26 protein-coding genes are annotated in these 25730 nt (G+C 73.5%); 15 read left to right on the plus strand and 11 right to left on the minus strand.

Annotation, left to right across the window (positions count from 1 at the left end; all coding sequences use genetic code 11):
* Positions 1-119 precede the first annotated feature (119 nt).
* From ACFV18_RS17040 to ACFV18_RS17075, 8 genes are all read left to right on the plus strand, one after another.
* Positions 120-1184, plus strand: coding sequence for an ROK family glucokinase (locus ACFV18_RS17040; protein ID WP_380484132.1), 1065 nt, complete (start codon positions 120-122; stop codon positions 1182-1184).
* Between the two features lie 448 nt (positions 1185-1632).
* Positions 1633-3417, plus strand: coding sequence for a gamma-glutamyltransferase (ggt, locus tag ACFV18_RS17045; RefSeq protein WP_380483858.1), 1785 nt, complete (start codon positions 1633-1635; stop codon positions 3415-3417).
* A gap of 95 nt (positions 3418-3512) precedes the next feature.
* Positions 3513-4157, plus strand: a complete 645-nt coding sequence (locus tag ACFV18_RS17050) for a hypothetical protein (RefSeq protein ID WP_380483860.1) — start codon at positions 3513-3515, stop codon at positions 4155-4157.
* 111 nt (positions 4158-4268) lie between these two features.
* Positions 4269-5072, plus strand: coding sequence for an exodeoxyribonuclease III (locus tag ACFV18_RS17055; RefSeq protein WP_380483862.1), 804 nt, complete (start codon positions 4269-4271; stop codon positions 5070-5072).
* Positions 5073-5255: 183 nt separating this feature from the next.
* Positions 5256-5783 (plus strand): helix-turn-helix transcriptional regulator, encoded by a 528-nt coding sequence (locus ACFV18_RS17060; RefSeq protein WP_380483864.1) that lies wholly within the window; start codon positions 5256-5258, stop codon positions 5781-5783.
* On the plus strand, positions 5780-6466 hold the full coding sequence (locus ACFV18_RS17065) for an ABC transporter ATP-binding protein (protein ID WP_380483866.1): 687 nt from the start codon (positions 5780-5782) through the stop codon (positions 6464-6466). The genes ACFV18_RS17060 and ACFV18_RS17065 overlap by 4 nt, the downstream gene beginning before the upstream one ends.
* The gene (locus ACFV18_RS17070; protein ID WP_380483868.1) at positions 6463-8781 is read left to right on the plus strand and encodes an FtsX-like permease family protein; all 2319 of its coding nucleotides are present in this window, start codon (positions 6463-6465) and stop codon (positions 8779-8781) included. Before ACFV18_RS17065 ends, ACFV18_RS17070 begins: the two co-directional genes overlap by 4 nt.
* A 162-nt stretch (positions 8782-8943) precedes the next feature.
* Entirely contained in the window at positions 8944-9582 is a 639-nt protein-coding gene (locus ACFV18_RS17075; RefSeq protein WP_380483870.1) for a hypothetical protein, read from the plus strand.
* 64 nt (positions 9583-9646) lie between these two features.
* Here the strand turns inward: ACFV18_RS17075 and ACFV18_RS17080 are convergent, their stop codons facing one another.
* Positions 9647-10336 (minus strand): lysoplasmalogenase, encoded by a 690-nt coding sequence (locus tag ACFV18_RS17080; RefSeq protein ID WP_380483872.1) that lies wholly within the window; start codon positions 10334-10336, stop codon positions 9647-9649.
* Positions 10333-11208 carry a sterol desaturase family protein gene (locus ACFV18_RS17085; protein ID WP_380483874.1) on the minus strand — a complete coding sequence of 292 codons (876 nt, stop codon included), beginning with the start codon at positions 11206-11208 and terminating at the stop codon, positions 10333-10335. Before ACFV18_RS17085 ends, ACFV18_RS17080 begins: the two co-directional genes overlap by 4 nt.
* An 89-nt stretch (positions 11209-11297) precedes the next feature.
* Here ACFV18_RS17085 and ACFV18_RS17090 point away from each other — a divergent pair, with 89 nt between their 5' ends.
* On the plus strand, positions 11298-12680 hold the full coding sequence (locus ACFV18_RS17090; RefSeq protein ID WP_380483876.1) for a DUF2398 family protein: 1383 nt from the start codon (positions 11298-11300) through the stop codon (positions 12678-12680).
* Between the two features lie 4 nt (positions 12681-12684).
* Here ACFV18_RS17090 and ACFV18_RS17095 read toward each other — a convergent pair whose 3' ends face one another.
* From ACFV18_RS17095 to ACFV18_RS17120, 6 genes are all read right to left on the minus strand, one after another.
* The gene (locus tag ACFV18_RS17095; protein WP_380483877.1) at positions 12685-12897 is read right to left on the minus strand and encodes a cold-shock protein; all 213 of its coding nucleotides are present in this window, start codon (positions 12895-12897) and stop codon (positions 12685-12687) included.
* Positions 12898-12984: 87 nt separating this feature from the next.
* Complete coding sequence (locus ACFV18_RS17100) at positions 12985-13161, minus strand: hypothetical protein (RefSeq protein ID WP_380483879.1); 177 nt, start codon at positions 13159-13161, stop codon at positions 12985-12987.
* 32 nt (positions 13162-13193) lie between these two features.
* Entirely contained in the window at positions 13194-14303 is a 1110-nt protein-coding gene (locus ACFV18_RS17105) for a hypothetical protein (protein ID WP_380483881.1), read from the minus strand.
* Between the two features lie 394 nt (positions 14304-14697).
* Entirely contained in the window at positions 14698-16389 is a 1692-nt protein-coding gene (locus ACFV18_RS17110; RefSeq protein ID WP_380483883.1) for a BCCT family transporter, read from the minus strand.
* Positions 16390-16557: 168 nt separating this feature from the next.
* Positions 16558-17178 carry a TetR/AcrR family transcriptional regulator gene (locus ACFV18_RS17115; RefSeq protein WP_380483885.1) on the minus strand — a complete coding sequence of 207 codons (621 nt, stop codon included), beginning with the start codon at positions 17176-17178 and terminating at the stop codon, positions 16558-16560.
* Positions 17179-17318: 140 nt separating this feature from the next.
* Entirely contained in the window at positions 17319-18254 is a 936-nt protein-coding gene (locus ACFV18_RS17120) for an acyl-CoA thioesterase (protein ID WP_380483887.1), read from the minus strand.
* Between the two features lie 633 nt (positions 18255-18887).
* Here ACFV18_RS17120 and ACFV18_RS17125 point away from each other — a divergent pair.
* The 3 genes from ACFV18_RS17125 (at position 18888) to ACFV18_RS17135 (ending at position 20329) form a co-directional block, all read left to right on the plus strand.
* Positions 18888-19271, plus strand: coding sequence for a hypothetical protein (locus tag ACFV18_RS17125; protein WP_380483889.1), 384 nt, complete (start codon positions 18888-18890; stop codon positions 19269-19271).
* 121 nt (positions 19272-19392) lie between these two features.
* The gene (locus ACFV18_RS17130; protein ID WP_380483890.1) at positions 19393-19926 is read left to right on the plus strand and encodes a TetR/AcrR family transcriptional regulator; all 534 of its coding nucleotides are present in this window, start codon (positions 19393-19395) and stop codon (positions 19924-19926) included.
* Between the two features lie 49 nt (positions 19927-19975).
* Positions 19976-20329 (plus strand): hypothetical protein, encoded by a 354-nt coding sequence (locus ACFV18_RS17135; RefSeq protein ID WP_380483892.1) that lies wholly within the window; start codon positions 19976-19978, stop codon positions 20327-20329.
* 32 nt (positions 20330-20361) lie between these two features.
* Here the strand turns inward: ACFV18_RS17135 and ACFV18_RS17140 are convergent, their stop codons facing one another.
* The 3 genes from ACFV18_RS17140 to ACFV18_RS17150 all read right to left on the minus strand — a co-directional run bounded on the left by ACFV18_RS17140 (position 20362) and on the right by ACFV18_RS17150 (position 23005).
* Positions 20362-21639 carry an MBL fold metallo-hydrolase gene (locus ACFV18_RS17140; protein WP_380484134.1) on the minus strand — a complete coding sequence of 426 codons (1278 nt, stop codon included), beginning with the start codon at positions 21637-21639 and terminating at the stop codon, positions 20362-20364.
* Between the two features lie 387 nt (positions 21640-22026).
* Positions 22027-22482, minus strand: coding sequence for a MaoC family dehydratase (locus tag ACFV18_RS17145; protein WP_380483894.1), 456 nt, complete (start codon positions 22480-22482; stop codon positions 22027-22029).
* A gap of 103 nt (positions 22483-22585) precedes the next feature.
* A complete protein-coding gene (locus ACFV18_RS17150) occupies positions 22586-23005 on the minus strand; it encodes a pyridoxamine 5'-phosphate oxidase family protein (RefSeq protein WP_380483896.1) in 420 nt (139 codons plus the stop codon).
* 164 nt (positions 23006-23169) lie between these two features.
* Between ACFV18_RS17150 and ACFV18_RS17155 the strand changes: the two genes are divergently transcribed.
* From ACFV18_RS17155 to ACFV18_RS17165, 3 genes are all read left to right on the plus strand, one after another.
* Positions 23170-24006, plus strand: coding sequence for a hypothetical protein (locus ACFV18_RS17155; protein WP_380483898.1), 837 nt, complete (start codon positions 23170-23172; stop codon positions 24004-24006).
* 171 nt (positions 24007-24177) lie between these two features.
* Positions 24178-24777, plus strand: a complete 600-nt coding sequence (locus tag ACFV18_RS17160; protein ID WP_380483900.1) for a hypothetical protein — start codon at positions 24178-24180, stop codon at positions 24775-24777.
* Complete coding sequence (locus ACFV18_RS17165) at positions 24771-25685, plus strand: hypothetical protein (protein ID WP_380483902.1); 915 nt, start codon at positions 24771-24773, stop codon at positions 25683-25685. The genes ACFV18_RS17160 and ACFV18_RS17165 overlap by 7 nt, the downstream gene beginning before the upstream one ends.
* Positions 25686-25730 lie beyond the last annotated feature (45 nt).

The raw sequence follows: 25730 nt of genomic DNA on the forward strand, positions 1-25730 counted from the left end.
CGGCCTAGTCTGCCAGTTCGTCCGGACCCCTCCGGCACCAGCCCGGAGCTTTTACCGAAACCAGGAGCATTCATTCCGTGACCAGTGCCAACGGCCCCGCCCGCCCCGCCCTGCCCAGCCTGCTGGGCCTCGGCCCGCGCGCCGAACGCCGCCGCCGCACCCTGCCCGCCGGAGTGCTGCGGCTGCCCACCATCGGCGTGGACATCGGCGGCACCAAGGTGGTCGCCGGAGTGGTCGACGGCGAGGGCCGGGTCCTGGAGCGGCTGCGCACCGAGACACCCCACAAGAGCAAGAGCCCCAAGGTGGTCGAGGACGTCATCGTCGAGCTGGTCCTGCAGCTCGCCGACAAGCACGACGTGCACGCGGTCGGCGTCGGCGCGGCCGGCTGGGTCGACTCCGAACGCTCCACCGTGCTGTTCGCCCCCCACCTGAACTGGCGGAACGAACCCCTCCAGCAGGCGCTCAGCTCCCGGCTGCGCTTCCCCGTGGTGGTCGAGAACGACGCCAACGCCGCCGCCTGGGCCGAATGGCGCTTCGGCGCCGGCCGCGGCGAGGACCACATGGTGATGATCACACTCGGCACCGGGATCGGCGGCGCCGTCGTCCGCGACGGATACGTGGACCGCGGCAAGCACGGCCTGGCCGGAGAGTTCGGCCACATGCAGGTGGTGCCCGGCGGCCACCGCTGCCCGTGCGGCAACCGCGGCTGCTGGGAGCAGTACTCCTCCGGCAACGCGCTGGTCCGCGAGGCCCGCGAACTCGCCGCCGAGGAGTCCCCGGTGGTCCAGCCCCTGCTCGCCAGGGCCGGCGGCACCCCGCTCGGCATCACCGGCCCGCTGGTCACCGAAGCCGCCCGCGACGGCGACCCGGTCGCCACCGAACTGCTCTACGAGGTCGGCCGCTGGCTCGGCGTCGGCATCGCCAACCTCGCCGCCGCGCTCGACCCCGGCCGCTTCGTCATCGGCGGCGGCGTCAGCGAAGCCGGCGAGCTCCTCCTCGGCCCCGCCCAGGACGCCTTCCGCCGCACCCTCACCGGCCGCGGCTTCCGCCCCGAGGCCGAAATCGTCCACGCCGCCCTCGGCAACGAAGCCGGCCTGGTCGGCGCCGCGGACCTGGCCCGCCAGGTCGCCCGCCGCTTCCGCACCGTCAAACGCCGCCGCGTGGAACGCGCAGCCACCCGCTGACCCGGGGTCTGCCGTGGCGCTGATGGGTGCTGGGGGCCGCTGGCGCGGGGCCGTTGGCGGGGCGCGGAGAGGTGCAGGTGCGGGGCAGTTGGCACGGGGCCGTTGGTGTGGCGTGGCGTTGCGCTTCGCTTGCGCGGGGTCTGCCGTGGCGCTGATGGGTGGTGGGGTGCTGCTGGCGTGGTGTCGTGAGCCGCTGGCGCGGGCCTGCTGCCGCCAGCGGCCGGGACGTGTCGCCGGTCGTGTGCGTGAGCCGCTGGTGCGCCCCGAGCGGTTGGCCCTGCTGCTGACGTGCTGCGGGCCACCGCCGGGGTTCGCTGTCGGCGGGCCGGGAGATGGTGGTCGGGGCGGCAGCAGGCTTGTGGTGTACGGCAGTTGGCCGAACGTGGCGTTGTCGGGTGTGTGGTGGGTGTGGGAGAACGGGAGACCGTCGCCGTCCCAGGGAGATCGTATGAGAACCCTCGTTCGTCTCGTTCCCGCGCTCGCGGTTGTCACCGGACTGCTCTGTACCGCCGCGCCCGCCCAGGCCGATCCGTTCGCCGCCGCGGGGAAGCAGCCGGAGGCGGTGGGGTGGGGTGGGGCGGTGAGCAGTGTGGATGCCGATGCCACCGCTGCCGGGCTGGAGGTGTTGCGGCGGGGCGGGAACGCGGTGGATGCCGCGGTTGCCACCGCGGCCGCGCTCGGGGTGACCGAGCCGTACTCGGCGGGGATCGGTGGTGGCGGGTACTTCGTGTACTACGACGCCGGGACCGGGAAGGTCTCCACGCTGGACGGGCGGGAGACCGCGTCCCGGACGGCCGACAGTTCGCTGTTCCTGGAGAACGGGAAGCCGCTGGCCTTCGCCGACGCCGTCACCAGCGGCCTGTCGGTGGGCGTCCCCGGTACTGCCGCCACCTGGGAGCAGGCGCTGCGCCGGTGGGGCAGCCGGGATCTTGGCGAGGTGCTGAAACCGGCCGAGCGGATCGCCGATCGCGGGTTCACCGTCGATCAGACCTTCCAGGACCAGACCGCCCTCAACCAGGCCCGGTTCCAGGACTTCCCGGCCAGCCGCGCGCTGTTCCTGCCGGACGGGAAGCCGCCCGCCGTCGGTTCCACCCTGCGCAACCGCGATCTCGCCGCCACCTACCGCGAGTTGGGACGAAAGGGCACCGCCGCGCTGTACCGCGGCCCGATCGGCGCCGACATCGTCCGGACCCTTCAGCACCCGCCCGTCGATGCCGCCTCCGGCCGCAACGCCCGGCCCGGGAAGGTGGATGCCGCCGACCTGGCGGCCTACCAGGTGCGGCAGCAGGACCCGACGCATGTGAACTACCGGGGCCTGGACGTGTACGGCATCGCCCCGTCCTCCTCCGGCGGGACGACGGTCGGCGAGGCGCTGAACATTCTCGGCACGAGCAGCCCCGCCGACCCCGTCCAGTACGACCACCGGTTCCTGGAGGCCAGCCGGATCGCCTTCGCCGACCGCAACCGCTGGGTCGGCGACCCGGGCTTCACGCAGGTGCCGACCCGTCAGCTCCTCGACCCGGCGTACGCCGCCTCCCGGGCCTGCCTGATCGACCCCCAGCACGCGCTGACCAGCCCGCTCGCCCCCGGTGACCCGTATCACCCGGCGGCCTGCGCGAGCAGCGGGCAGCCGGTCGTCGAGCCGTACGAGGGCCAGAGCACCACGCACCTGACGGTCGCCGACCGGTGGGGCAACGTGGTCGCCTACACACTCACCATCGAGCAGACCGGCGGCAGCGGCATCACCGTGCCCGGCCGGGGCTTCCTGCTCAACAACGAACTGACCGACTTCAACTTCGCCCCGCTCACCCCCGGCGTCCCCGACCCCAACCTGCCGGGCCCCGCCAAGCGTCCGCGCTCCTCGATCTCCCCGACCGTCGTGCTGAAGGACGGCAAGCCGTACCTGGCGGTCGGCTCGCCCGGCGGCGCCACCATCATCACCACCGTGCTGCAGGTCCTGACCGGGCGGATCGACCGAGGCCTGACGCTGGAACAGGCCATCGCAGCGCCCCGGGCCAGCCAGCGCAACACCGCCGCCACCCAGGCCGAACCGGCCTTCCTCGCCTCGCCCGAGGCGGCGGAACTCCAGGCCATGGGCCACGTGTTCAGCGCAACCCCGGAGATCGGCGCCGCCACCGGCATCGAACGTCTCCCCGACGGCCGCTGGCTGGCCGCCGCCGAACCCGTCCGCCGCGGCGGGGGCTCGGCCGCCGTGGTGCGCCCCTCGCGTTAGGCGCTGTGCGGCCGGCCGGTCGGGGCAAACCGAACCGGCCGGCCGGTCCGGGCAACCCGATGGACCCGAACTCCCGTGTCTGCCAGAATCCTTCGGTGATCGCACCGGGACGCCTCGGCCACGTCCTGGCCGCCCCGCTGCTCCTCGCGGCCCTGACGGCCTGCACCAGCTCCACGCCTGCGGCATCCCCGGCGCCGGTCGGCTCCACGCCCGCGACCATCTCCGTTGCCGAGGCCGGTGAGAAGTTGACGCCCTACCGCCCGGCCGGGCCGGAGGGTTCGACGCAAGCGGGCGGGGTTCTCGACCTGGACGGCACGGTGGATGTCCTGATCGGCGCGTCGGGGACGGACGCGAAGGCCGACATGCAGCGCCGGCTCGCCCAGCGCGGCTTCGTCGTGGCGGCCCGCCACTCCTGGACCGCCCCCGACGGGCGCCGGGCCGACACCCTGCTGATGCGCTTCTCCGCCGACCCGGGCGCCGAGGGCCTGGCGGGCACCCTCGCCCAGGACCTGCGGAGCATCAACCCCGACACTGCCTTCACCGACCCCAGCGATCTGTCCACCGGTGTTGTCGTCAACACCCCCGACAGCCGCGGCAGGGCGCGCGTCGCTCTGGTCGCCCCCCATGGCGATGTCGTCGTCCTGAACTACCTCACACCCGCGACCCCCGACAAGAGGACGGCCATGGTTCTCTTCCACACGGAGCTCGGGCTCCTGCCCACCCCCGGAATTCCCTGGTAGGTCCGCTCCGGCGGATCGGCCGGGTGCTGTCGGTGCCGGGCGGTATGTTCGGAGGGGGTGCCCGGCCCGCTGCCGTGCCCTGTCCGTCCGTACCGCCGAGGGAAGGCCGCCGTGACCGTCCGCATCGCCACCTGGAACATCAACTCCGTCACCGCCCGGCTGCCCAAGCTGCTGGAGTGGCTGGAGTCCGCCAAGCCGGACGTGCTGTGCCTGCAGGAACTCAAGTGCGGCACCGAGGCGTTCCCCGCCGAGGCGATCGGCGAGCTCGGGTACGAGAGCGCCGCGCACGGCACCGGCCGGTGGAACGGCGTCGCCGTGCTGTCCCGGATCGGCCTGGACGAGGTGGTCCGTGGCCTGCCCGGCCAGCCCGGCTACCTGGCCGAGGACGCGATGCTCCCGGTCGTCGAGCCGCGTGCGGTCGCCGCGACCTGTGGCCCCGTCCGGGTCTGGTCGGTGTACGTGCCCAACGGCCGCGAGGTCGATCACGCGCACTACCGCTACAAGCTGGAGTGGCTGGCCGCGCTGCGCGACGCCGTCCGCGAGGACGCGGCGGGGGAGCGTCCGTTCGCCGTTCTCGGCGACTACAACATCGCGCCCACCGACGCGGACGTCTTCGACATCGCCGCCTTCGAGGGCCTCACCCATGTCACCGCCCCCGAGCGCGCCGCGCTGACGGCCCTCCAGGAGATCGGCCTCCAGGACGTGGTCCCGCGCCCGCTCAAGTACGAGCACCCGTACACCTACTGGGACTACCGCCAGCTGGCCTTCCCGAAGAACCGGGGCATGCGGATCGACCTCACCTACGCCAACAAGGCGTTCGCGGACGCGGTCTCGGACAGCTACGTGGACCGCGAGGCCCGCAAGGGCAAGGGGACGTCGGACCACGCGCCGGTGGTGGTCGACCTGGACCTCTGAGCGAGGTCGGCCCAGGCGGCCGGACTGCCCGAACCGGGGCAGTCCGGCCGTTTCTTCGTGAACTTCACGGCTTCGTCCGCTTGTTCGCGAATCCCCAGGTCAGGGCTGGTGGGCGGAAATCCCTGCCCAAGTATTCTCTGAGTGTATAGACGTGGAGTGCACCCCCGGCGTACTCTTTCGATCATGAGCGTTCCACTCACCCTGCTCGGGCTGCTCGAACGCGAGCCCAGCCACGGCTACGACCTCAAACGCGACTACGACGCCTTCTTCGGGCGCGGCAAGCCGCTCCCCTTCGGCCAGGTGTACGCGACCCTCGGGCGGCTCGCCCGGGACGGGAAAGTCGTCGTCGGCGAACCCGAGGCCGGCGACGGGCCCGACCGCAAGCGTTACGTCATCACCGAGACCGGCGCGACCGAGTTCGAGGACTGGCTGCGCGAGCCCGTCGCCGCCGAACCCCACCTGCAGACCGTGCTGTTCAGCAAGGTCGTGCTCGCCCTGATGCTCGGCCGCGACGCCGAGCTCTACCTCGACACCCAGCGCTCCGCCCACCTGAAGCGGATGCGCGAACTCACCGAGATCAAGCGCTCCGGCAGTCTGGTCGACGCACTCCTCGCCGACCACGGCCTGTTCCACCTGGAGTCCGACCTGCGCTGGATCGACCTGACCGCCGCCCGACTCGACGCCCTTGCCGCAGAGGTGGCCAAGCGATGACCGACCCCCTGATCCACGCCCGCGACGTCACCCTCGCCTTCGGCGAGACCCCCGCGCTGCGCGGCGCCGAACTCGCCGTCGAAGCAGGCGAGATCCTCGCCATCATGGGCCCCAGCGGCTCCGGGAAATCCACCCTGCTGCACTGCCTGGCCGGCATCCTCACCCCCGACAGCGGCGAGATCCACTTCGACGGCCGCCGGATCGACAACCTGGACGAGCAGGAACGCAGTACCCTGCGCCGCGACAGCTTCGGCTTCGTCTTCCAATTCGGCCAGCTGGTACCGGAGTTGACGGCCGAGGAGAACGTCGCCCTACCGCTGCTGCTCGGCGGGCAGCGCCGCACCGCCGCGCTGCAGCGGGCCCGCGGCTGGTTCCCGAAACTCGGCCTGGACGGCCTGGAGGCCCGCCGCTCCGGCGAACTGTCGGGCGGTCAGGCCCAGCGCGTCGCCCTCGCCCGCGGACTGGTCGCCGAACCGCGCGTCCTGTTCGCCGACGAACCCACCGGCGCGCTGGACTCCCTGACCGGCGAGCAGGTGATGGACCTGCTGGTCGGCTGCGCCCGCGAACAGGGCACCACCGTCGTCCTGGTCACCCACGAAGCCCGGATCGCCGCCTACGCCGACCGCGAGGCGATCGTCCGCGACGGCCGCGCCACCTCGATGAGCGGACGGCTGACCTCATGATCCGGTTCGGACTGCGGCTGGCCGTCAGCGGCGGCCGCGAAGCGCTCGTCCGCCTCGCCATCACCGCGGGCGCCGTCGCCATCGGCGTGGGCCTGCTGCTCACCACGCTCGCCGCGATCAACGGCGTGCACGCGCAGAACGCGCGCAACGCCTGGCTCAACACGCCGTTCGCCAAGCAGCAGGTCCCCGCGAATCGGGAGGTTGCGGGGAGCTCCGGCGGGGGCGGGACGGCGAATGCCCCCGGCAGCGCGGCCGGGGCGGCGAGTTCCGGGGTCGATCCGATGTGGTGGGCGACCCGGCGGGACACCGTGCAGGGCAAGGAGATCGGACGGGTCGACGTCGCACTCACCGGGCCGCGGGCGGCGCTCTCGCCCGGGGTGCCGCGGATGCCCGGGCCCGGCGAGTACTACCTGTCGCCCGAGTTGGCCCGGATGGTCGACGAGATGCCGCCCGCGCAACTGGGGGACCGCTTCCCCGGGCACCGGATCGGCATCCTCGGGGACGCGGCGCTGCCCACGCCCGACAGCCTGCTGGCCGTGGTCGGCCGGAGCCCCCAGGAGATGGCGGAGCTGAGCGGGGCCACGCTGGTGGACAAGGTCGCCACCACCAGGCCCGACAAGTGCGCGGACTGCGTGGTGGGCATCAAGTCCGACGGCGTGGACCTGATCCTCACCGTGGTGAGCGGCGGGCTGGTCTTCCCCGTACTGATCCTGATCGGCACCGCCACCCGCCTGAACGCCGCCCGCCGCGAGCAGCGCTTCGCCGCGATGCGACTGGTCGGCGCGACACCCCGTCAGGTGTCGGTGGTGTCCGCGGTGGAGGCGGCGGTCGCCGCCGCGGCCGGAGTGGCACTCGGCTTCCTGCCGTTCCTGGCGGTACGCGGCCCGGTCGCGGGCATGGCGCTGACCGGCTCCAGGTTCTTCACCTCCGACATCTCCCTGACGCCGCTCCAGATCGCCGCTGTCGCCCTGGGCGTCCCGCTGGCCGCCGCCGTTGCCGCGCGGATCGCGCTGCGCCGGGTGCAGATCTCCCCGCTCGGGGTGACCCGCCGGGTGACGCCGAAGCCGCCCCGGGCCTGGCGGGTGATCCCGCTGGTGGCCGGGCTGGTGGAACTGGTCGGATTCCTGATCTGGCATCCCGGGACGGTGCCCGGGCAGATCAAGGGCTACCTCTCCTCGTTCCTGCTGATCGCGATCGGCCTGGTGCTGTCCGGCCCCTGGCTGACCATGACGGGCGCCGGCCTGATCGCCCGCCGCACCCAGCGGCCGGCCACCCTGATCGCGGTGCGCCGGCTGGCCGACAACCCCACCGCCGGGTTCCGGGCCGTCAGCGGACTGGTGCTGGCGCTGCTGGTGATGACCGCGACGCTCGGCGTGATCACCACGATGACCGACGAACGCGACCACCCGCACGGCGGCCCGCAGTTCACCAACGTGCTGGTGAACGAGCTGAGCCAGGGCTACCGCGACGACTACAAGCCGGTCTCCACGGGCAGGCCCGCCCCGCCCGAACTGATCGAGCGGCTGCACGCCGTTCCGGGCGTGCGGAACGTGCTGCTGGCGCACCCGGCCGACAGGTCCGTGGAGGTGCAGGCCGCCGACGGCCTGGCCACCACCCGGCAGGTCGTGGCCTGCGCCGAGCTGGAACCGCTCAGGATCTACGGCCACTGCGTGCCCGGCGCGCAGAGCGCCTACGTCCCGAGCCTCTGGTGGGGCGGGCAAGACCAGCACACCAGCGAGTGGCCCGCCGCCCCGTTCACAGCCGAACAGCTCGCCACCACGGGCGTGCTGAACGTGGTCGTGGAGACCGACGGCTCGACCGCCGCCGTCGAGCAGACCCGCACCATGGTGGACGCCGCCTACCCGGCGGATCGGCAGGCGATGACGCTGGGCGAGGCGTGGAACCTGGCCGGGGCCGAACTGCGCGGCTACCAGCAACTGGCCAATGTGGTGATCCTGGCGACCTTCCCGATCGCCGGATGCAGCCTGGCCGTCAGCGTGGCCGGCGGCCTGAGCGAACGCAAACGGCCCTTCAGCCTGCTGCGCCTGACCGGCGTGTCGCTGGGCACGCTGCGCCGGGTGGTGGCGATGGAGTCGGTGGTGCCGCTGCTGGTGATGGCCGCGGTGGCGATCGGCGTCGGGCTGCTCGCCGCCGACCTGTTCCTGCGCTCGCAGCTGAAGTACTCGCTGCACGCGCTCGGCGTCGGCTACTACCTGGCGGTGATCGCCGGCCTGACCGCCGCGCTGGCGATCATCGGAGCGACCATGCCGCTGCTGCGCCGGATCACCGGACCGGAGACCGCCCGCAACGAGTAGCGGCCGAACCCAAGGGGCCGTTCGGGTCCGGAGCAATCTCCGCCCGAACGGCCCCTGAGGTGTCGCCGGGCCCGGCGGTGCTGCCTAGCGTGGTCGGTGACCAGGAGTAGCGGAACGGACACGCAGCCGCTGCCCCCGACCCCGACCCCCTGGAGGTACGGCATGCGCCCGACGCGCACCGCCGCCGCCGCCCTGCTCGGCACCACCGCCCTGTTCGGCCTGGCCACCGTCGTCCCCGCCCCCGCGTCCGCCAAGGGCAGCCAACCCGCCTGGGTCAGCCCCGCGCAGGCGCAGCCCGGGCAGTCCGTCTCGGTCAGCGTGAGCTGCGCCGGCAGTTCCACGAAGTCCGTCACCGCGAGTTCGCTGGCCTTCGCGGGCGGCTCGACCACGCTCAGCGTCGGCCCTGATGGCAAGTACTCGGGCACCGCGACTGTCATCTCCGAGCAGGAGATGGCCGGTGCCGCCGCCAAGCGGACCACCGGCAACGACTCGTCCTGGGGCATCGACGGCAAGTGCCCGAACGGGGACAGCTTCGTCGGCGCGGTCGCCATCGCGGCTGCCTCGGCCGGTGGCGGCACCAGCACCAGCACCAGCACCAGCAGCAGCACCGGCACCGGCACCGGCACCGGCGGCGAGTGGGAGGGCGCGCAGCTCCCGCACGGCGGGGTGGAGACCGGCGTGGGCGGCTCGGTCGGCATGGACGCCGGCCGGCTGGTCGCCGGGGCCGGGCTGGTGGCGGCCGGCGTGACCGGGTTCTGGCTGCTGCGCCGGCGCGGGGCGGGCACCGGCCGGGAGCTCTGAGCGGGCCCCGGGTACGACCGAGGGCGGCTTCCACCGGCGAGGTGGGAGCCGCCCTCTCGGGTGCTCAGGCCGCGACGGGCGCGGTCTGCGGAGCGGGCGCGGCGTCGGTGCGCCCCAGGGTGCCGATGGTCAGCAGGTACTGGCCGACGATGTAGGTGAGCATGATCAGGAAGCCGTGCGCGGGCAGCAGCTTCCAGTGCGCCAGGTCGGTGGCGATCAGGGTGTCCGAGAGCAGGAACAGCGCGCCGCCGATGCCCGCCCGCCAGTCGATCCGGGAGGACGTCACCGCGGTGGCGGCCAGCAGCAGGCTGTAGCAGGCCATCGGGATCCGCATGCCGGCCTCCAGGTCGGGCAGCAGCAGCGAGATCAGCGTCGCCCAGGCCACCGCGTAGCAGGCCGCGGTGATCGCGGTGCGGCGGCGGTCGGCGAGCGCGCCGAGCTTCACGAACATCGTCACGTAGCAGGCGTGGCCCGCCGCGAACGAGCCCATGCCCGCCAGGAACCCGACGGTGCCGCCGACCTGCAGCAGGATGTCCCCGCCCGCGCCGAACAGCAGCGCCGGTATCAGCAGCTTCGGCGTGCCGGGCCGCGCCGACGCCCACACCCAGGCCGCCAGCAGCGGCATCAGCAGCGGCTTGGTGGAGTACCGCAGGACCGGCAGGTGAACGGCGATCGCCGTCAGGTGCGCCACCGAGACGACGACGAAGGCGATCAGCAGGGCCCGCGTGATGCGCGGGTCTCGGGCGGGGCTCATGCGGTGGCACTCTCCGGTGAGGCGGCGGGGGACTCGGGACGCGGCGCGGGCTGCCAGCCCGGGCCCTTCGTCAGGTGGCGCAGCCGGTCGCCCCACGTGGTGGCACGGGCCACGTCCCGGGCGATCGCCGCGTACTCGTGGGTGGCGACCCTCAACGGATTGTAGGTGGTGATGTTCTTGGTCAGGCCGTACACCGGCTGCTCGGCCTCCGCCGCGAAGGAACCGAACCACCGGTCGAAGACGATCAGGATGCCGCCGAAGTTGCGGTCCAGGTAGCCGCCCTGCGAGGCGTGGTGCACCCGGTGGTGGGACGGGGTGTTGAAGACGTACTCGATCGGGCGGGGCAGCTTGCCGATCCGCTCGGTGTGGATCCAGAACTGGTACACCAGGTTCACCGAGCCGCAGAACGCCACCGCCGCCGGGTGCACGCCCGCCAGGATCATCGGCAGGTAGAAGATCCAGGTGGTGGCGGACGTCCACGGCTGACGCAGCGCCGTCGACAGGTTGTAGTGCTTGCTGGAGTGGTGCACCACGTGGCAGGCCCACAGCACCCGGATCACGTGGTGGCCGCGGTGCGACCAGTAGTAGAAGAAGTCGTAGGCGAGCACCATCAGCGGCACCGTCCACCACAGCACCGGCACTCGAAGCGGCGTCAACTCGTACAGGAACGAGTAGATCCACACGATCGGGATCTTCCACCCGGCGTCGAACAGCAGCGAGCCCACGCCCATCGACAGGCTGGTCGCGGTGTCCTTCGCGGCATAGCCCTGCTCGTCCTCGTCCGGGTGGAACCGGTAGGACACGATCTCCAGAACGGTGAGCAGCACAAAGGCCGGTATCGACCAGAGCACGACATTGGGTAGGTCAGGCATGCCCGGAACCATAAGGGACGGTGGCGGGCGACGGAAGAGGTAGTTACCGACGCGTAGTGTTTGCGGCGGCGTCTAGGCTTGGGGGCGACATGGAGCGGCACGAAGCAGCCACCGGCGCCCTCGCGGCCACCGGCGGTACGGGGATCGGACGCACGGGCGGGGCGAACAGGCCTGCGGCCCCGGCACGGCAGTACCCCGGATACGCCGGTACCGGAACCGAACTCGCCGATTCCGCCCGGAAGTTGGCCGAACGCTTCGCCGCCGCCGAACCCGCCGGGGCCGAGCTGCTGGCCTCCGCCGCCTTCGGCGTGCACGGCGCGCGGCACCTCGGCGGCGCACCCCAGCAGGCCGAACCCGCGCCCGGCACCAGCTGGTGGCACGGCCCGAGCGTCCACCACAGCACCTCGCCGCTGTTCCGGCCGCCCGGCTACCGCCGGATCCGGCGCGAAGCCCCCGCACGGCCCGACCCCCGCCCCACCGGCGGCGGCCGACATCGCAAACCCGAACGCCCCACCACCGAACTGCGCATCGCCGCCCGGCTGCTGCTCGCCCACCCCCTGGTCACCGCCGACGGCCCGCACGGCGCCGCGCTCCCGCTGATCCGCCGTCACGCCGGCACCCTCGCGGAACGCTTCCACACCCTGCTCGGCTACCGGCTCACCCTCGGCCCCGCCCACGCCCGCCTGCACAAGGCCGCCCTGCCCGGCCGGGGCCTGCCCGGCCTCGACCCCGCCGGGTACGCGGCACTCGTCCACGCGCTTGCCGCGACCGCCCGCGGCGAGGAACCGTCCCAGCCGCCCGGGCCGGTACGGGCGCTGCTGGACCAGTGGCGGCTGCCCGCCGAACTTGCCGCGGACCTGCTCACCGCACCCGAACTGCCACCCGCCGGGCCCGAATTGACCGTCCGCCGGCTGCTCGCCGAAACCCCCGTCGTGCTGCTCGACGACCTCGCGCCCGCCGAACGCGCCCACCTGCGCGAGGCCGCCCCCACGGAGACGGAACGATTCGCCGAGGTACTCGGCCTCACCGCCGAGATCCGCGCCGAAGGCATCGCCCTGTTCGACCCCGCCGACGAACTCACCGACCTCGCCCTCCCCGGCACCGGCACCCTCGCCCAGGCCGCGCTGCTCCTCGCCGAACGCCTGGTCGAGGACCTCCGCCCGGTCGAGGCCGACGGCGCCCCGCCCGCCGTCCTCATCCCCGACGCCCTCATCGACGGCACCCTCGGCGACATCACCGACGACTACGGCATGAGCGCCGGCTGGGACGCCGGTTACCTCGCCGACCTCGCCGCCTTCCGCCGCGACGCGCTCGACCTGCTCCACCGGATGGGCCTCGCCGCCCCCGCCGGCCGCAACTGGCTGCTCCGGGCCCCCGCCGCCCGCTACGCCCCCCGCGCCGAACTCCAGCCCGCCGAGGGCTCCGGCCGCCACTCCCGCCCGGCGAAGGGCCGCGACCGGCAGGCGGTCTAGCCGGTCAGGGCGTCAGCGGGCGGACGTGTTCGGCGACCGGGCGGAATTCCTGGATCGTGCTGTCGTACTGGACGCGCTGACCCTCGTGGAGGAAGCGGTTGTCCTCGGGGGCGAGGACGGAGTCGTAGTAGACGGCGACGTCGGGGCCGCCGGCGTCCGGGGCGATGTAGCCGTAGGCGTGGTGGATGTCGAACCAGCGCACAGTGCCGGTCTCCATGGCAGGACTCCCTTCGGGCCGGTCGCCCTCAGTGCCGCCCTCAGTATCGGACGTGGCCCGGGGGCCCACCACTCGTTCGGCCCAGTGTCAGCGCTGTGCGGCGCTCACGGCATGGCCCTGCCGGACGGTCTCCACGGTGGCGGCGACGCCGAAGGAACCCAGGGCGACGGAGGCCGCGACGGCGGCGCAGGCGAGCATCCGGCGGTGGCGCTTGGGCAGGGGGAAGCGCGGACCCGAGGCGGACGCGGCAGTGCGGGCGTTCATGGCAGGGAGCCTGACAGCTTGGCGTTACGCGGTCACGAAACGCGGGTGAAATCCCGACGGGATCTTGGCATCGGAACCTCCATGACGGCATCGCCGCAGGTCGGGCGGGTGATACGTGGGGTACGCAGCAGGCGCGGCAGGAAGGAGGCCAGCACCTGCTGGGCCGCGCCGTAGAAGAAGATCGGCAGCAGTACGGCGGGGTGAGCGCCGAACTGGGTGCCGGCCAGGGCGGCCGCCGCGCTGGTGTTGTTCAGCCCGGAGGCGAGGGTGAGTGTGGTGCGGGCGGCCGGCGCGGTGGGGGAGCGGCGGACGGCCAGCCAGCCCGCCAGGAACGGCCCCGCGCAGACCAGCGCGCCGCACCCGGCGGCGACCGCGACCAGCCGGGGCTCCGGCCGCAGCTCGATCTCCCGGGCCACGCCGGCCGCGTTCAGGTAGGTGAGGGCGAGCGCGATCAGCAGGCCCGCCAGCCGAAGCCGGGGCAGCAGCGCGGCGCGCAGGCGGCCGCGCAGCGGGCGGCGGGTGATGCGGCGGGCGAGCAGGCCGGCCAGGCAGGGCAGCGCCACCCACAGGGCCATGAACCGGCAGGTGGCGTCGGAGTGGGCGAGCGTGTCGAGGATCCGGCGCGGGCCGCCGCTCTCCGGGCCCTCGGCGAGGGCCAGGCCGAGCGGGGTGGTGAGCGGGCTGAGCAGCGTGGTGGACAGGACCAGGCCGAGTCCGAGCGGTGCGTCCCCGCCGACCCGGGCGCCCCAGGTCTGCGCGGCGCCCGCCACCGGCATCGCGGCGGTCACCGCCAGCCCGACCACCAGCCAGCGCGCCTCCCCGACGTCCGGCCAGCAGCCGGCGGCGGCCCGCTCCGCGCCGAGCAGCACCACCGCCCGCAGCACGAGCGCCACCCCCAGACCGGCCAGCAGCAGCCCCGGCCGCAGCAGCGCCCGGCCGACGTCCGCCGCGCGGGTCTCGAACCCGCCGATGAACATCGCCGCCAGCAGCATCAGCATCGGCACCGTCACCCCGTCCGCCCGGCAGTGCCGAATCGCCCCCGCCGGGTCCGGCAGCAGGGCGCCGAGCAGGCAGGCGGCGAGGGTGGCGGTGGCGAGACGGCGGCGCAGGGCGCGGTCGAGGGCGGTGCAGAACGGGCGCATGGGGGCGGGGCTTTCGGACGGGCGCGAGGGGGATCAGTGGGCGCGGACGGCGGGCCCGGTGCGGCGGAGGCGGGCAGGTGGTCAGGTGGTCAGGTGGTCAGGTGGTGGTCAGGGTGGTGGGTGCATCGGGGGTCGGGCTTTCGGGCGGCGCGGGAGGAGGAGGGACCGGCCGTTGCGGCGGGCCGGCGGTCTGTCGGACCGGCTCCGGCGGGCGCGGGCGGATGACGGCCGCCCGGCCGCCGCTCGGCGTGGAGTCCGACCCGGCCCACCTTGCCACCCTCAGGGGGCGGCCCCGAACATTACGAACTCTTGGTAAAGGCAGGCGAGTTGCCGCCCCGCCCAGACGCCGCACGGGGCCCGGGCCGCACGGCCGGGAGCTCGCGGCGCGGCCGTTTCACTCCTGCGGGCGAGACCGCCCGTGGTATTCCTCGCCGACGGCCGTGCCGACCGCCTCGCGCAGCCCGTGCGCGGCATGCGCCCGCGGGGGCCCCGCCGCCGGGTCGGTGCGCAGCTCGCGCACCAGCGCCACGCACAGCGCCAGCATCACCAGCACGAACGGCAGCGCCACCAGGATCGTCGCGTTCTGCAGCGCCGTCAGCCCGCCCGCCAGCAGCAGCGCCGCCGCCACCGCCGCCATCAGCGCCCCCCACACCACCACCAGCCAGGTCCGCGGGTGCAGCGAGCCGCCCGAGGAGAGCGAACCCAGCACCAGCGACGCCGAGTCGGCGGACGTGACGAAGTACAGCATCACCAGCAGTACCGCGATCACCGAGGTCAGCGAGCCCAGTGGCAGCGCCTTCAGCATCTCGAACAGCCCGGCGTCCGCGCCGCGCGGAATGGTCGCCACCAGGTCGGCCGCACCGGTGGACTGCAGGCGGATCGCCGAGGCGCCCATCACCACGAACCACACCGTGGTCGCGCCGCTCGGCACCAGCAGCACCCCGACCAGGAACTGACGCACCGTCCGGCCGCGCGAAATCCGGGCGATGAACGTGCCGACGAACGGCGCCCAGGACAGCCACCACGCCCAGTAGAAGATCGTCCAGGAGCCCAGCCAGTCCTCATTGGTGAACGCCCCCGTCTGGGTGGCCAGCACCGCCAGGTCCGACAGATAGCCGCCGACCGTGGACGGCAGCGCGTCCAGCACGAACACCGTCGGGCCGACCACGAACACGAAGGCCATCAGCGCCGCCGCCAGCACCACGCTGGTGGTGGACAGCCACTTCACGCCCCGGTGCACACCCGACATCGCCGACAGCACGAAGGCGCCGCCGAGCGCCGCGATGACCACCAACTCCACGCCCTGGGTGGCCCGGATGTCCGTCACGTACCCCAGACCGCCCGCCACCTGGATCGCGCCCAGGCCCAGACTCGTCGCCGAGCCGAACACCGTCGCGAACACCGCCAGCAGGTCGATCGACCGCCCCGCCCAGCCGCGCGCCCGGCGCTCGCCCAGCAGCGGCACGAACGCCTCCGACATCCGGTTGCCCCGGCCCTTGCGGAACGTGGTGTACGCCAGCGCCAGGCCGCCCACCGCGTAGATCGCCCACGGGTGCAGCGTCCAGTGGAACAGCGAGAACTCCAGCGCCCGCTGCGCCGCCGCCGGCGTCTGCGGCGCGATGTCCGAACCCGGCTGCGGCTGCGCGTACAACTGGAGCGGCTCGCCGACGCCGTAGAACAGCAGGCCGATGCCCATGCCGGCGCTGAACATCATCGCCACCCAGGCCAGCGTGGAGAACTCCGGCCGCTCGCCGTCCCGCCCCAGCGGCACCCGGCCGAAGCGGCTCACCGCGATCACCACCGCCAGCACCAGGAACACGTCCGCGGCCACCACGAACAGCCAGCCGAAGGAGTGCAGCACCCAGGACAGCGCGGTGCTGGACGTCCGGCCCAGCGAGTCCTTCGCGAACACCCCCCAGGCGACCACCCCCAGTACGGCGGCCGCGCCGATGCCGAACACCACCCGGTCCACGGGGAAGGCGTCCGGCGGCGCGGACCGGCCGTCCGGCGAGAACTGACGATTCGGCGAGGACGGACGGTCCGGCGACGGCTGACGATCCGGCGACGGCTCCGAAGGCGTGGGCATACGAGGCACTATGTCCACAAACGTCCGACCGCCGGGGGCGGCACGCCGAGAGCCGGCAGGGGTGCCGGGCGTCGGGCGATGGCGTCAGGCAGCCGGTGGCGTCGGGCGGTCGGTGGCGCCGGGGGGCGGTGGCGTCGGGCGGTCGGTGGCGCCGGGCGGGCGGTGGCGTCAGACGGTCGGTGGCTCGTACGGCGCCAGCACCAGGCGGACCATCTCCTCCAGCCGGGTGCGGGCGTCGTCCAGGGTGGACCGGCCCGTCACCCAGGCCGTCAACTCGCCCTGCCAGGCGTGCCCCACCATGTGCCGCACCAACTCCGCGGAAGCCGGCGGAACCTCCGGCAGCACCGCGCCCAGCGCCGCCCGGTCCGCCCGGGCCAGCCCCTGCAAGGCCTCACTGGCGAACGGATCGGTGGACGTCGCCACCGCCACCCGCAGCCGGGCCAGTTCGGGCTGCCGCTGGTACGCCCGCATCCCCCGGCGCACGAACCGCACCGCCCGCTCGGTCGGCGAGGCGCTGCGCGCCGCCCCCACCTCGCCCACCAGGTCGGCGAGCAGCAGACGGTGCCAGTCCGCCATCGCGGCGGCCAACAGGTGGTCCTTGGACGAGAAGTAGCGGTAGGCGGTGCCGAGAGCCACCCCCGAACGCTCCGACACCTGCTTCATCTGGAGCCGCTCCACGCCGATCTCGGTCACCAGAGCCAGGGCGGCGGACAGGAGGGAGCCGCGGCGTTCGAGCTGACGGGGGGACATCGCCTCCACCGGACGAGGTGACAGGTCAACCTTGGTCACCCGAACCATGATAGGGGGCGGGCCCTCGCCGCGGTATGACGCGACAGGTCACCGCTCAGTGACGGTTGATCACCGGGGGCGGCAGGGCCGACGGGGCCGGCGGGGTCAGCGGGGCGATGGGGTCAGCGGGGCCGGCGGGGTCAGCGGGGCGATGGGGCTTGGGGTTTGGCGGGCAGCTCGCGCAGCAGGGTCTCCTGGACGGCTGACGCCACCAGCGCCCCGTCGCGGTCGTAGAACTCGCCCATCGCCAGCCCCCGCCCGTCCGCCGCCGACGGGCTGCGCTGTGCGAACAGCAGCCACTCGTCGGCGCGGAACGGCCGGTGGAACCACATCGCGTGGTCGAGCGAGGCCAGCGCCACCCGTGATTCCGCCACCCGGTGCACCGGGTGCGGCTGGAGGTGCAGCGCGGTGGTGGACGCCAGCGTCAGGTCGGAGAGGTAGGTGAGCGCGCACACCTGCAGCAGCGGGTCGTCCGCCGGGAGCCGGGCAGCCGTCCTCAGCCAGACGAACTGCTGCGGCACGCCCGGCAGTTCGGGCGGCAGGCCCGGGGCGCCGGCCGGGACGAAGCGCATCTGCAGGGCGTGGAAGATCGCGGACCGTTCGTACTCCTCGGGCGCGTCGCGCTGCCAGGCCGGGTACGGGTCCGGCAGGTCCTCCGGGCCCGGCACCGGCGGCATGGTGCGCTGGCGGTCGCCCGAGGCCTCCGGGCGCTTGAACGAGGCCGCCATGGTGAAGATCGCCTCACCGCGCTGCACCGCCGTCACCCGCCGCGTCGCGTACGACCTCCCGTCCCGGGCCCGGTCCACCTGGTAGACGATCGGCCGCCGCGGATCGCCCGGCCGCAGGAAGTACCCGTGCAGGCTGTGCACCCGCCGCGCCGCCTCCACCGTCCGCCCCGCCGCCGTCAGCGCCTGCGCCGCCACCTGCCCACCGAACGCGCGCAGTGGCGCACCCGCGTGGCAGTGGCCGCGGAACAGGTTCTCGTCCAGCTCCTCAATGCCGAGCAGATCGACGAAGGACGGCGGTTCGGGTAGGGAAACTGGCGACAGAGCGGCGGAAGCGGTCACGCGGCACATGCTAGAACACGTTGCAGTACAGGACGGATGTGGAACGGGTCACGTCGGGGCCGCGTCGGGGCCGCGTCGGCTGTCGGTGGTGATCGTTGGCGTTCGCCCCATGACCACGGCCGTCCACACCTTCCGGTACCCGAGGCCCTCCGCGCTGCGCCCGCACCGGCTCGGGGCGATCGGGGGAAGTGCAGCCGGATGGTGGCGGTGCGGATGACGGCGGGGAGGGGCGGCAGTGACGCGGTCGGAGCGGGACCTGGTGGTGGCGGTACGCCGTGCCGACTTCGGCGAAGTCGCCCGGCTGGTCGGTGCCTTGACGGCGCAGGAGCGGCGGGGCGAGGTGCCCGGGCTGAAGGCCTTGCGGCGGGAGCTGCGCGATGGCACGCACTCCCCGGCCGAGGCCTGGACCGCGCTGCTGGTTGCCGGGCGCCGACCTGTACGCGCGGCTCGCGCAGGACAGCTTCATGCCCGTCCTCGCTCCGCTGATCTTCGACGCCGACACTGCCGGGCAGCTCTACGGCCCGTGGGCCGCCAAGGCGGATTCTCGGCGCTGGCCCGCCGTTCTCGCTCGGCTTGCCGCTGAACGGGGCATTGACCGGGGCGAGTTGATCGCCCGCGGGTTCGCCCGGCTGGTGCGCGGCGGTGGCCGGTTCGGAGCCCGTCCGGGGCAATCCCCAACTGCTTCCGCTGCTCGCCGAGATGGGAGGTCCGGCCGGGTCCGCCGTGCACCAGGCCCTCGCCTGCGGGCTGGGCGCGGCCTTCGCGGAGGGCTGTGCGGCGGTCGTTGACGCGCTGTTGTCGTTGGCGGCGCAGGGTGCGTTCGAGGTGGGGTTGCTCGGGCGGGAGGCCGGGAAGTTGTTGCGGGTCGGTGCGGTCAGGCCGGGTCGCCTGGCTGCGGCGTGTGCCGAACTGGCCGACGCGGGTGCGCCGAGGCTCGCGTGGGCGGTGCTGGCGGCGTCAAGTGGTGGGGGCAGCGAGCTGGTTGCGGAGGCGCGGGCGCTGGTCGGACTGCGGGGCCAGGTCTGACGACCACCGCCGGGCTCGGGATCCCGCCAGCGGTCATCCCTTCGCTGCCCCGGAGTGCTCGCGCAGGGTTTTGGAACGGTCGTTCTTGACTGGGCGTTCTCGAATCCTTAGGGTCGTGGTCATGGGAAGACCACGGGCCTTCGACGAGGCCGAGGCGGTTCGGGCGGCGGCGGTGTTGTTTGCCGAGCGCGGGTACGAGGGCACCTCGGTCGACGATCTGGTGCAGCGGCTCGGTGTGCACCGGGGCAGTTTGTACAAGGTGTTCGGCAGCAAGCGCGGGCTCTACCTGGCTGCGCTGCGGCACCACTTGCAGGACGAGGTGCTGCCGACCGTGGCCGCGCTGACCGTCGCCGGTGGGCCGGCGGCGGCTCTCGGTCAGGCGGCGGGCGGGTTCGACGGCGGGGCGGCGGCCGGGTTGTTGTTGTCTGCGGCGGTCGAGCAGGCCCCGGAGGATCCGGACGTCGCGGCGCTGGTGGCCGAGGCCCTGCACGCGCTCGAACGGGCGCTCGCGGTGGTGCTCGGCGAGCCCGCCGACAGTCCGCTGGTCGGCGCGCTGGGTGCGAGCGTTCTCGGGCTGCGGTTGCGCGACCGGGCGCTCGGGCCGGGGTCGTCCGCACTGGCGGTCCGTGCGCTGACCGACCGGCTGGTCGGCTGACCGGCCGTCACATCACTGTTTCTCACCGTACGAGGGAGGGTTCACCGACATGGCCAAGGTGGCTGTCGACAACGGAACGCTGATCGTGGAGATCGAGGGCCTGGACAAGCTCTGGGCGATCAAGAGCCGGATCGAGATACCGCTCGCCAATGTTCGCGGGGCGACCGCGGACCCCGGAGTCGCCGCGGAGCCCAAGGGGCTCAAGGTCGGCGGCACCCAGTGGCCGGGGCTGATCACGGCCGGGCGGTTCCGCCGCCACGGCGAGCTGGTGTTCTGGGACGTGAAGAATCCGGCGAAGGCCGTGGTGATCGAACTCGCCGACGAGCAGTACGCCCGGGTGATCGTCGAGGTGGAGGACCCGCGGGCCGCAGTGGCCCTGATCGAGGGCGCACTGCGGCACTGAGCGCGGGTCGGGTTCGGAAGAGCGAGCCGGGTTCAGAAGAGCGGGACCTCGCCGCTGTCCGGGCCGCCGGGAGGCGGTGCGGACTTGGCGGCGCGGGGCCCGGTGGCGCGGGGCCTGACGGCAGGCTTCGCGGCGGGCCTGGCGTCGGCCAGCGGTGCGTCCGGGCGCGGAGTGGGGGCGAGGACCGCCGGGGTGTCCGGGGCGGCGGTGGTGGGCGGGGTGAGGCCCTCGGGGGCGAGGACGTCGGCGCCGGACGGGGTGGCCGCGACGGCGCGCCACCAGAGCTTGACGGGCGGCGGGTCGGCCGGTTCGAAGGGCTTGCCGGGGCGGGGGACGACCAACGTGACGCCGGCGGCGTGCGCGGCGGCCAGCGTGCGTTCGGCGGGCTCCTCCCAGGGGTGCGGGGCGAGGTCGAAGGTGCCCCAGTGCATCGGGAGCAGCACCTGGCCGCCCAGGTCGCGGTGCGCCTGCACCGCCTCCTCGGGCGTCAGGTGGACCTCCGGCCAGTGCTCGGAGTACGCGCCGACCTGCAGCATGGTGGCGTCGAACGGCCCGAATCGGTGGCCGATGTCGGCGAAGCCCGGGAACCAGCCGGTGTCGCCGCTGTGGAAGAGCCGGTGCCGCTTGCCCTCCACCACCCAGGACGACCAGAGGAACTTGCCGCTGGGGCGCGGGCCGCGCGAGCAGTAGTGGCGGGCGGGGGTGGCCGTCAGCCGCAGGCCGTCCAGTTCGGCGGACTCCCACCAGTCGAGGTCGACGATCCGGTACGGCTCGACACCCCAGTGCTCCAGGTGCGCGCCGATGCCCAGCGGCACCGCGAACACCGCGTCACCGGCGGCCAGGGTGCGGATGGTGGTCATGTCCAGGTGGTCGTAGTGGTCGTGCGAGATCACCACCACGTCCACCGGCCCGAGTTCGGCCAGCGGCAGGGGCACCGGGTGCAGCCGCTTGGGGCCGATCCAGCCGAAGGGCGAGACGCGTTCGCTCCACACCGGGTCGAACAGCACCCGTACGCCGTCCAGTTCGGCCAGGACGGTGGCGTGGCCGAGCCAGGTCAGGCGCAGGCCGGACGCGGGCGGGGTGGCCAGTTCGACGGGCAGCAGCCGGTGCACCGGTACCGCGGCGGCCGGGCTGCGGCGGCCGCCGTCCGCCGCCAGCTTGGTGCGCATCAGCGCGAGCGGGGTGTGCGCGTACCTGAGCCGGCGGGTCGGGACCGGGTTGCGGAACGAACCGTCCACGAAATGCGGTGAGTTGCGCACCTGGTGCCAGCGGCCGCCCTGCGGGTCGGCGCCGAACGCCTCGGTGCGCATCCGGTGCCAGCTCTCCCGGGGCAGCGTCCGGTACGAGCGCTTCGCGTCGCGCAGGGCGAGCCCGGCCTCGGCGGCCAGCTCGCCGGCGCGGAACAGCCAGGAGACGGGACGAGACAAGGCACCTCCACGGTCGAGCAGTTGAACGGGGGCGCTGCCGGGACGGGATGGGGCGCGGGTGGTGCCCCGGACGGGTCGACGGCAGGCCGGACGGCGCCGTCCGGACGGCCGGGGACCCCGGCGGGGACAACGCGTGTCGAATCTGGACATTACCGTCGCAAACCGGACGCAACCAGCCGAACGGGTCGGCGGCGCGCCGGTCGGGGGGCATGGGAACGGACCGTCCCGGCAGGCGGGGCGGTCCGTCGGAGAAGTGCGGAAAGGCGCTGATCAGGCCGGGTAGAAGCGGGTGATGGTCTCCGCGACGCAGTGCGGCTTGGTGCTCGCCTCACTGGAGATGGTGAAGCGGACCACCGCCTGCACCCCGCCCGGCACCTCGTCGGCCGACACCAGCACCGCCGTCGCCCGGACCGCCGTGCCCACCGGCAGCGGGGCCGGGAAACGGACCTTGTCCGAGCCGTAGTTGAGAGCCATCGCGATGTTCTCCACCGCGTAGCACTCCTTCGCCAGCACCGGCAGCAGCGACAGCGTCAGGTAGCCGTGCGCGATCGTCCCGCCGAACGGGGAGTCCTTGGCGCGCTCCGGGTCCACATGGATCCACTGGTGGTCGCCGGTCGCCTCCGCGAACAGGTTCACCCGCTCCTGGTCGACGGTGTGCCAGGCGCTGGTACCGAGTTCGGTACCGACGGCGGCGGTCAGGTCGGCGAGCGAGGCGAAGGTCGTCACGGGGCGCTCCACAGGTGCGACGGGGCAGGGGACGGCCCGTCCGGGCCGCCCCGCAGAGTATGCCTACTCGCCGGTCACCTGTCAGTGGGGTCCGGCCGTGCGGTCAGAGCGCGAGGTCGGGCACCAGGCGGCGGCCGGAGACCAGCTCCGGGGTGATCGCCACGTACTCCGGGCCCGGCTCCGGGATCCACGGGCGCAGGCCGTCCGACTCCAGTGCGGCGCGTTCCTCCGCGTCGCGCACCACCTCGGCGCGCCCGTGCACCAGCACGCTCCAGCCGCAGCGGCCCTCCGGGTCGAAATCGTCCACCTGGAACGCCGCCACCGTCCCGTCCAGGGCCCGCGCCACCCGGGTGCCGGTGCGCAGCGCCAGGATCACCCGGCCGTCCTCGGCCAGCCGGAAGGCCACGGGCAGCACCGCCGGCAGCGCGTGCTCGGTGTACACCACCCGTCCCAACGGCACGGCGCCGAGCAGGCGCAGGCACTCGGCCTCGCTCAGGGTCTCCACCCGGTCGTCACGGTCCATGAGGCCGATGATGCCCCGCCCGTACCGCCCACGAACAGGGCCCATGGTCCCTGAGCTGGGGCTCATCGGGCCTATTTGGTTCCGCGCCGACACCGCTCGGCGATACCTTGGCTCCGGCCGCAGCACTCACTGGTGGCCGAAAATGGCAGGCGAGGGGGTACACGGTGAGCGGTGGCATCGAACTGGTGGTGATCGGCGCGGACGGCGGCCCCGAACGCGGCCACGGCGGCTCCGCCCGCGCCGCCGACGGCGCCCGCACCCTCGCCGCCGCCCTGCCCGGCCGCACCTTCGACGCCGGCACCCGCGGCAGCACCGTCACCCGGCCGCCGGCCGACGGCGACGCCAACACCCTGCTCACCGCCCTGCGCCAGGCCGCCCAGCGCCCGGCCCGCTGGCTGGTGGTGTGCCTGCTCGGCCAGCTGATCGCCGACCCGCGCGGGCGCCGGGTCGCGCTGGTCACCGCCGGCTCCACCCCCGACAACGCCTACCGGCGCGGCCTCGCCTGGGACTGGATCACCAGCGCCATGGTGCACGGAGAACAGGAGGAGACCCTCCTGATCGTGGACGCGGTCGCCGACCGCGACACCTGGGCCGCGCTGCTGCGCGAGGACGGCGCGGGCGAACTGCTCGGCCACTCCCGGGTGCCGCTGTGGGGCCGGATCGGGCGCTGGAGCGCCGGGCGGCGGGGGCGTGACGGCGTACTGCCCGGCGCGGAGGGCTCGTTCAGCTGGGCGCTCGGCCGGGTGCTGGAGTACGGCGTGCCCGGCGCGCCCGCCGCCGTCGGCCCGCTCGACCTCCAACCCGCCATCGAGGGCCAACTCGGCTGGGGCGAACCGGCCTCCGCGGGCGAGGCCAGACTGCTGGTACCCCGTGACGGAGGGAGACTCCTGATGCGCAACCGGGCCGCTGTGCGGGGAGCGCTCGCCGGACTGCCGCTTTCCGATGAACTTTTGGCGGTTCTGTGGCGAGAAAGTGCCCCAACGGATCCGCCTTCCGCGTAAGGTCAGGACGCCCCGGGTGTTGCCGTGCCGGGGTGGGTTGGCGAAGAATCGACCTCCGAGCCACCCGGAATCACCACAGGGGACGGCAGACGAGATCGGCGGCCCGGACCCACCACAGTTCGGCCGCGACAAGGTGGGGCTATGCGGCAGCGCGGAATTCCGGTGCGCCCTATGGGAGTTGGGATCAGCGGGCTGCTTCTGCCATTCCTGCTGACGGCCGTCACGGCGTGCGGCGCCACCGAAAAGGGCTCCGCCGACCGCCTCGGCACCCCCGCCTCCGGCCTTCCCCGCGCCACCAGCTCCGCCACCGCCCAAGCCGACCCCAGCCGCAGCCCCGTACCCGACCAGGGCGACCAAGGGCTGGAGGCACACAGCGCGGTGACGGCCTATCAGGCCTGGTGGGACGTCCGGATCGCGGTGTTCGAACGATCGAATTCGGACGGAACGGCGCTCGGCCAGTACGCCACCGGGCCGGCGCTCAGCGAGGCGCTGCTCTCACTCACCCAACTCCACGACGCCAAGCTCGTCATGACCGGCCGGCCCAGGACCTCGCCTGTCGTCAGAAGCATGGACCTGCAGGCGAGTCCGCCCACCGCGACGATCGAGGACTGCCTCGACGTCAGCGGCTGGCACCAGGCGGACGCCGGCACCAAGCAGATCAAGGATCCGCAACAGCGGCTGACCCGCTACCCCGCGACCGCTGTCCTGAAGAGATACGGAAACCGCTGGCTGATCGCCGACTTCACCCGTGAGGTGACCAAGACATGCTGAACTCCGCCTGGCGCGCCGCAATTTGTGCACTGACCGGAATCGGACTGACGGTCGCGTTCGTCCCGTCGGCGAGCGCCGACGTGACGCCCTGCGCCGACGACATCATCTGCACGGGCGTCCACGAGCCCGGCAGCACGGGCGGCTCCGGCGGCGGGTCGGGCGGCGGCGGAGGGGACTCCGGGTCGGACACGTGCAGCTGGAACGGCGAAAAGGTGCCGTGCTGGCTCGACGACCTGGGCTGGTTCTCGGACGGCTGCTACTACCGGCCGGCGAAGCCGCAGCCGCTGGAGAACGAGGACGTCTGGGACGGCAAGACCAGCAAGGACGGCGCGATCTACGACCGGTCCTGCCTCGGCATCGAAGGGCCCGGCCAGGTCTTCCTCGCCCAGCCCCCCGGCCCGATGAAGCCCCCGACGCCCCGGCAGCTCGCCTTCGACGCGCTCGACCAGATCAAGGTCGCCCGCCCCGTGCTGCACGCCGCCCCGAAGACCGACGCCGTGGTCGGCTCCCCGGTGTGGTTCTGGTTCGACGCCACGCCGCAGTCCGCCGGCCCGATCAGCCACACCATCGCCGGGCCCGGTTACGACGTGACCACCACGGTGACCCTCAAGCAGGTCGTCTGGTCGGTCGACGACGGCCCCGCCGGCGCCCGCTCCCGCGAGTTCACCTGCGCCGACCCCGGAACCCCGTTCGCCGCCGGGCAGAGCCCCAGCTGCAGCCACATCTTCGCGAGCAGCTCGGCCGGCATGAAGGACCACGTCTACACCCTGCGGGTCGCGCTGCTGTGGCGGGTCACCGCCAAGACCTCGAACAACGCCGACATCGACATGGCGGACTTCACCTGGCGCAGCGAATTCCCCGGCCTGACGCTGCAGATCCCGGTCAACGAGGTCCAGGTACTGAACTGACCGGGCCGACAGCCCCGGGCCGGACCAGCATTGACGTTCCATCAC

It is taken from the genome of Kitasatospora sp. NPDC059673, from assembly GCF_042734215.1.
Lineage (GTDB): Bacteria > Actinomycetota > Actinomycetes > Streptomycetales > Streptomycetaceae > Kitasatospora.

What these genes read in the sequence shown, in the direction of transcription:
- ggt (WP_380483858.1), top strand. Translation starts at nt 1,633, where the DNA reads ATGAGAACCCTCGTTCGTCTCGTTCCCGCGCTCGCGGTTGTCACCGGA.
- ACFV18_RS17060 (WP_380483864.1), top strand. Translation starts at nt 5,256, where the DNA reads ATGAGCGTTCCACTCACCCTGCTCGGGCTGCTCGAACGCGAGCCCAGC.
- ACFV18_RS17065 (WP_380483866.1), top strand. Translation starts at nt 5,780, where the DNA reads ATGACCGACCCCCTGATCCACGCCCGCGACGTCACCCTCGCCTTCGGC.
- ACFV18_RS17070 (WP_380483868.1), top strand. Translation starts at nt 6,463, where the DNA reads ATGATCCGGTTCGGACTGCGGCTGGCCGTCAGCGGCGGCCGCGAAGCG.
- ACFV18_RS17075 (WP_380483870.1), top strand. Translation starts at nt 8,944, where the DNA reads ATGCGCCCGACGCGCACCGCCGCCGCCGCCCTGCTCGGCACCACCGCC.
- ACFV18_RS17080 (WP_380483872.1), bottom strand. Translation starts at nt 10,336, where the DNA reads ATGAGCCCCGCCCGAGACCCGCGCATCACGCGGGCCCTGCTGATCGCC.
- ACFV18_RS17085 (WP_380483874.1), bottom strand. Translation starts at nt 11,208, where the DNA reads ATGCCTGACCTACCCAATGTCGTGCTCTGGTCGATACCGGCCTTTGTG.
- ACFV18_RS17090 (WP_380483876.1), top strand. Translation starts at nt 11,298, where the DNA reads ATGGAGCGGCACGAAGCAGCCACCGGCGCCCTCGCGGCCACCGGCGGT.
- ACFV18_RS17095 (WP_380483877.1), bottom strand. Translation starts at nt 12,897, where the DNA reads ATGGAGACCGGCACTGTGCGCTGGTTCGACATCCACCACGCCTACGGC.
- ACFV18_RS17100 (WP_380483879.1), bottom strand. Translation starts at nt 13,161, where the DNA reads ATGAACGCCCGCACTGCCGCGTCCGCCTCGGGTCCGCGCTTCCCCCTG.
- ACFV18_RS17105 (WP_380483881.1), bottom strand. Translation starts at nt 14,303, where the DNA reads ATGCGCCCGTTCTGCACCGCCCTCGACCGCGCCCTGCGCCGCCGTCTC.
- ACFV18_RS17110 (WP_380483883.1), bottom strand. Translation starts at nt 16,389, where the DNA reads ATGCCCACGCCTTCGGAGCCGTCGCCGGATCGTCAGCCGTCGCCGGAC.
- ACFV18_RS17120 (WP_380483887.1), bottom strand. Translation starts at nt 18,254, where the DNA reads ATGTGCCGCGTGACCGCTTCCGCCGCTCTGTCGCCAGTTTCCCTACCC.
- ACFV18_RS17130 (WP_380483890.1), top strand. Translation starts at nt 19,393, where the DNA reads ATGGGAAGACCACGGGCCTTCGACGAGGCCGAGGCGGTTCGGGCGGCG.
- ACFV18_RS17135 (WP_380483892.1), top strand. Translation starts at nt 19,976, where the DNA reads ATGGCCAAGGTGGCTGTCGACAACGGAACGCTGATCGTGGAGATCGAG.
- ACFV18_RS17140 (WP_380484134.1), bottom strand. Translation starts at nt 21,639, where the DNA reads ATGCGCACCGAGGCGTTCGGCGCCGACCCGCAGGGCGGCCGCTGGCAC.
- ACFV18_RS17150 (WP_380483896.1), bottom strand. Translation starts at nt 23,005, where the DNA reads ATGGACCGTGACGACCGGGTGGAGACCCTGAGCGAGGCCGAGTGCCTG.
- ACFV18_RS17160 (WP_380483900.1), top strand. Translation starts at nt 24,178, where the DNA reads ATGGGAGTTGGGATCAGCGGGCTGCTTCTGCCATTCCTGCTGACGGCC.
- ACFV18_RS17165 (WP_380483902.1), top strand. Translation starts at nt 24,771, where the DNA reads ATGCTGAACTCCGCCTGGCGCGCCGCAATTTGTGCACTGACCGGAATC.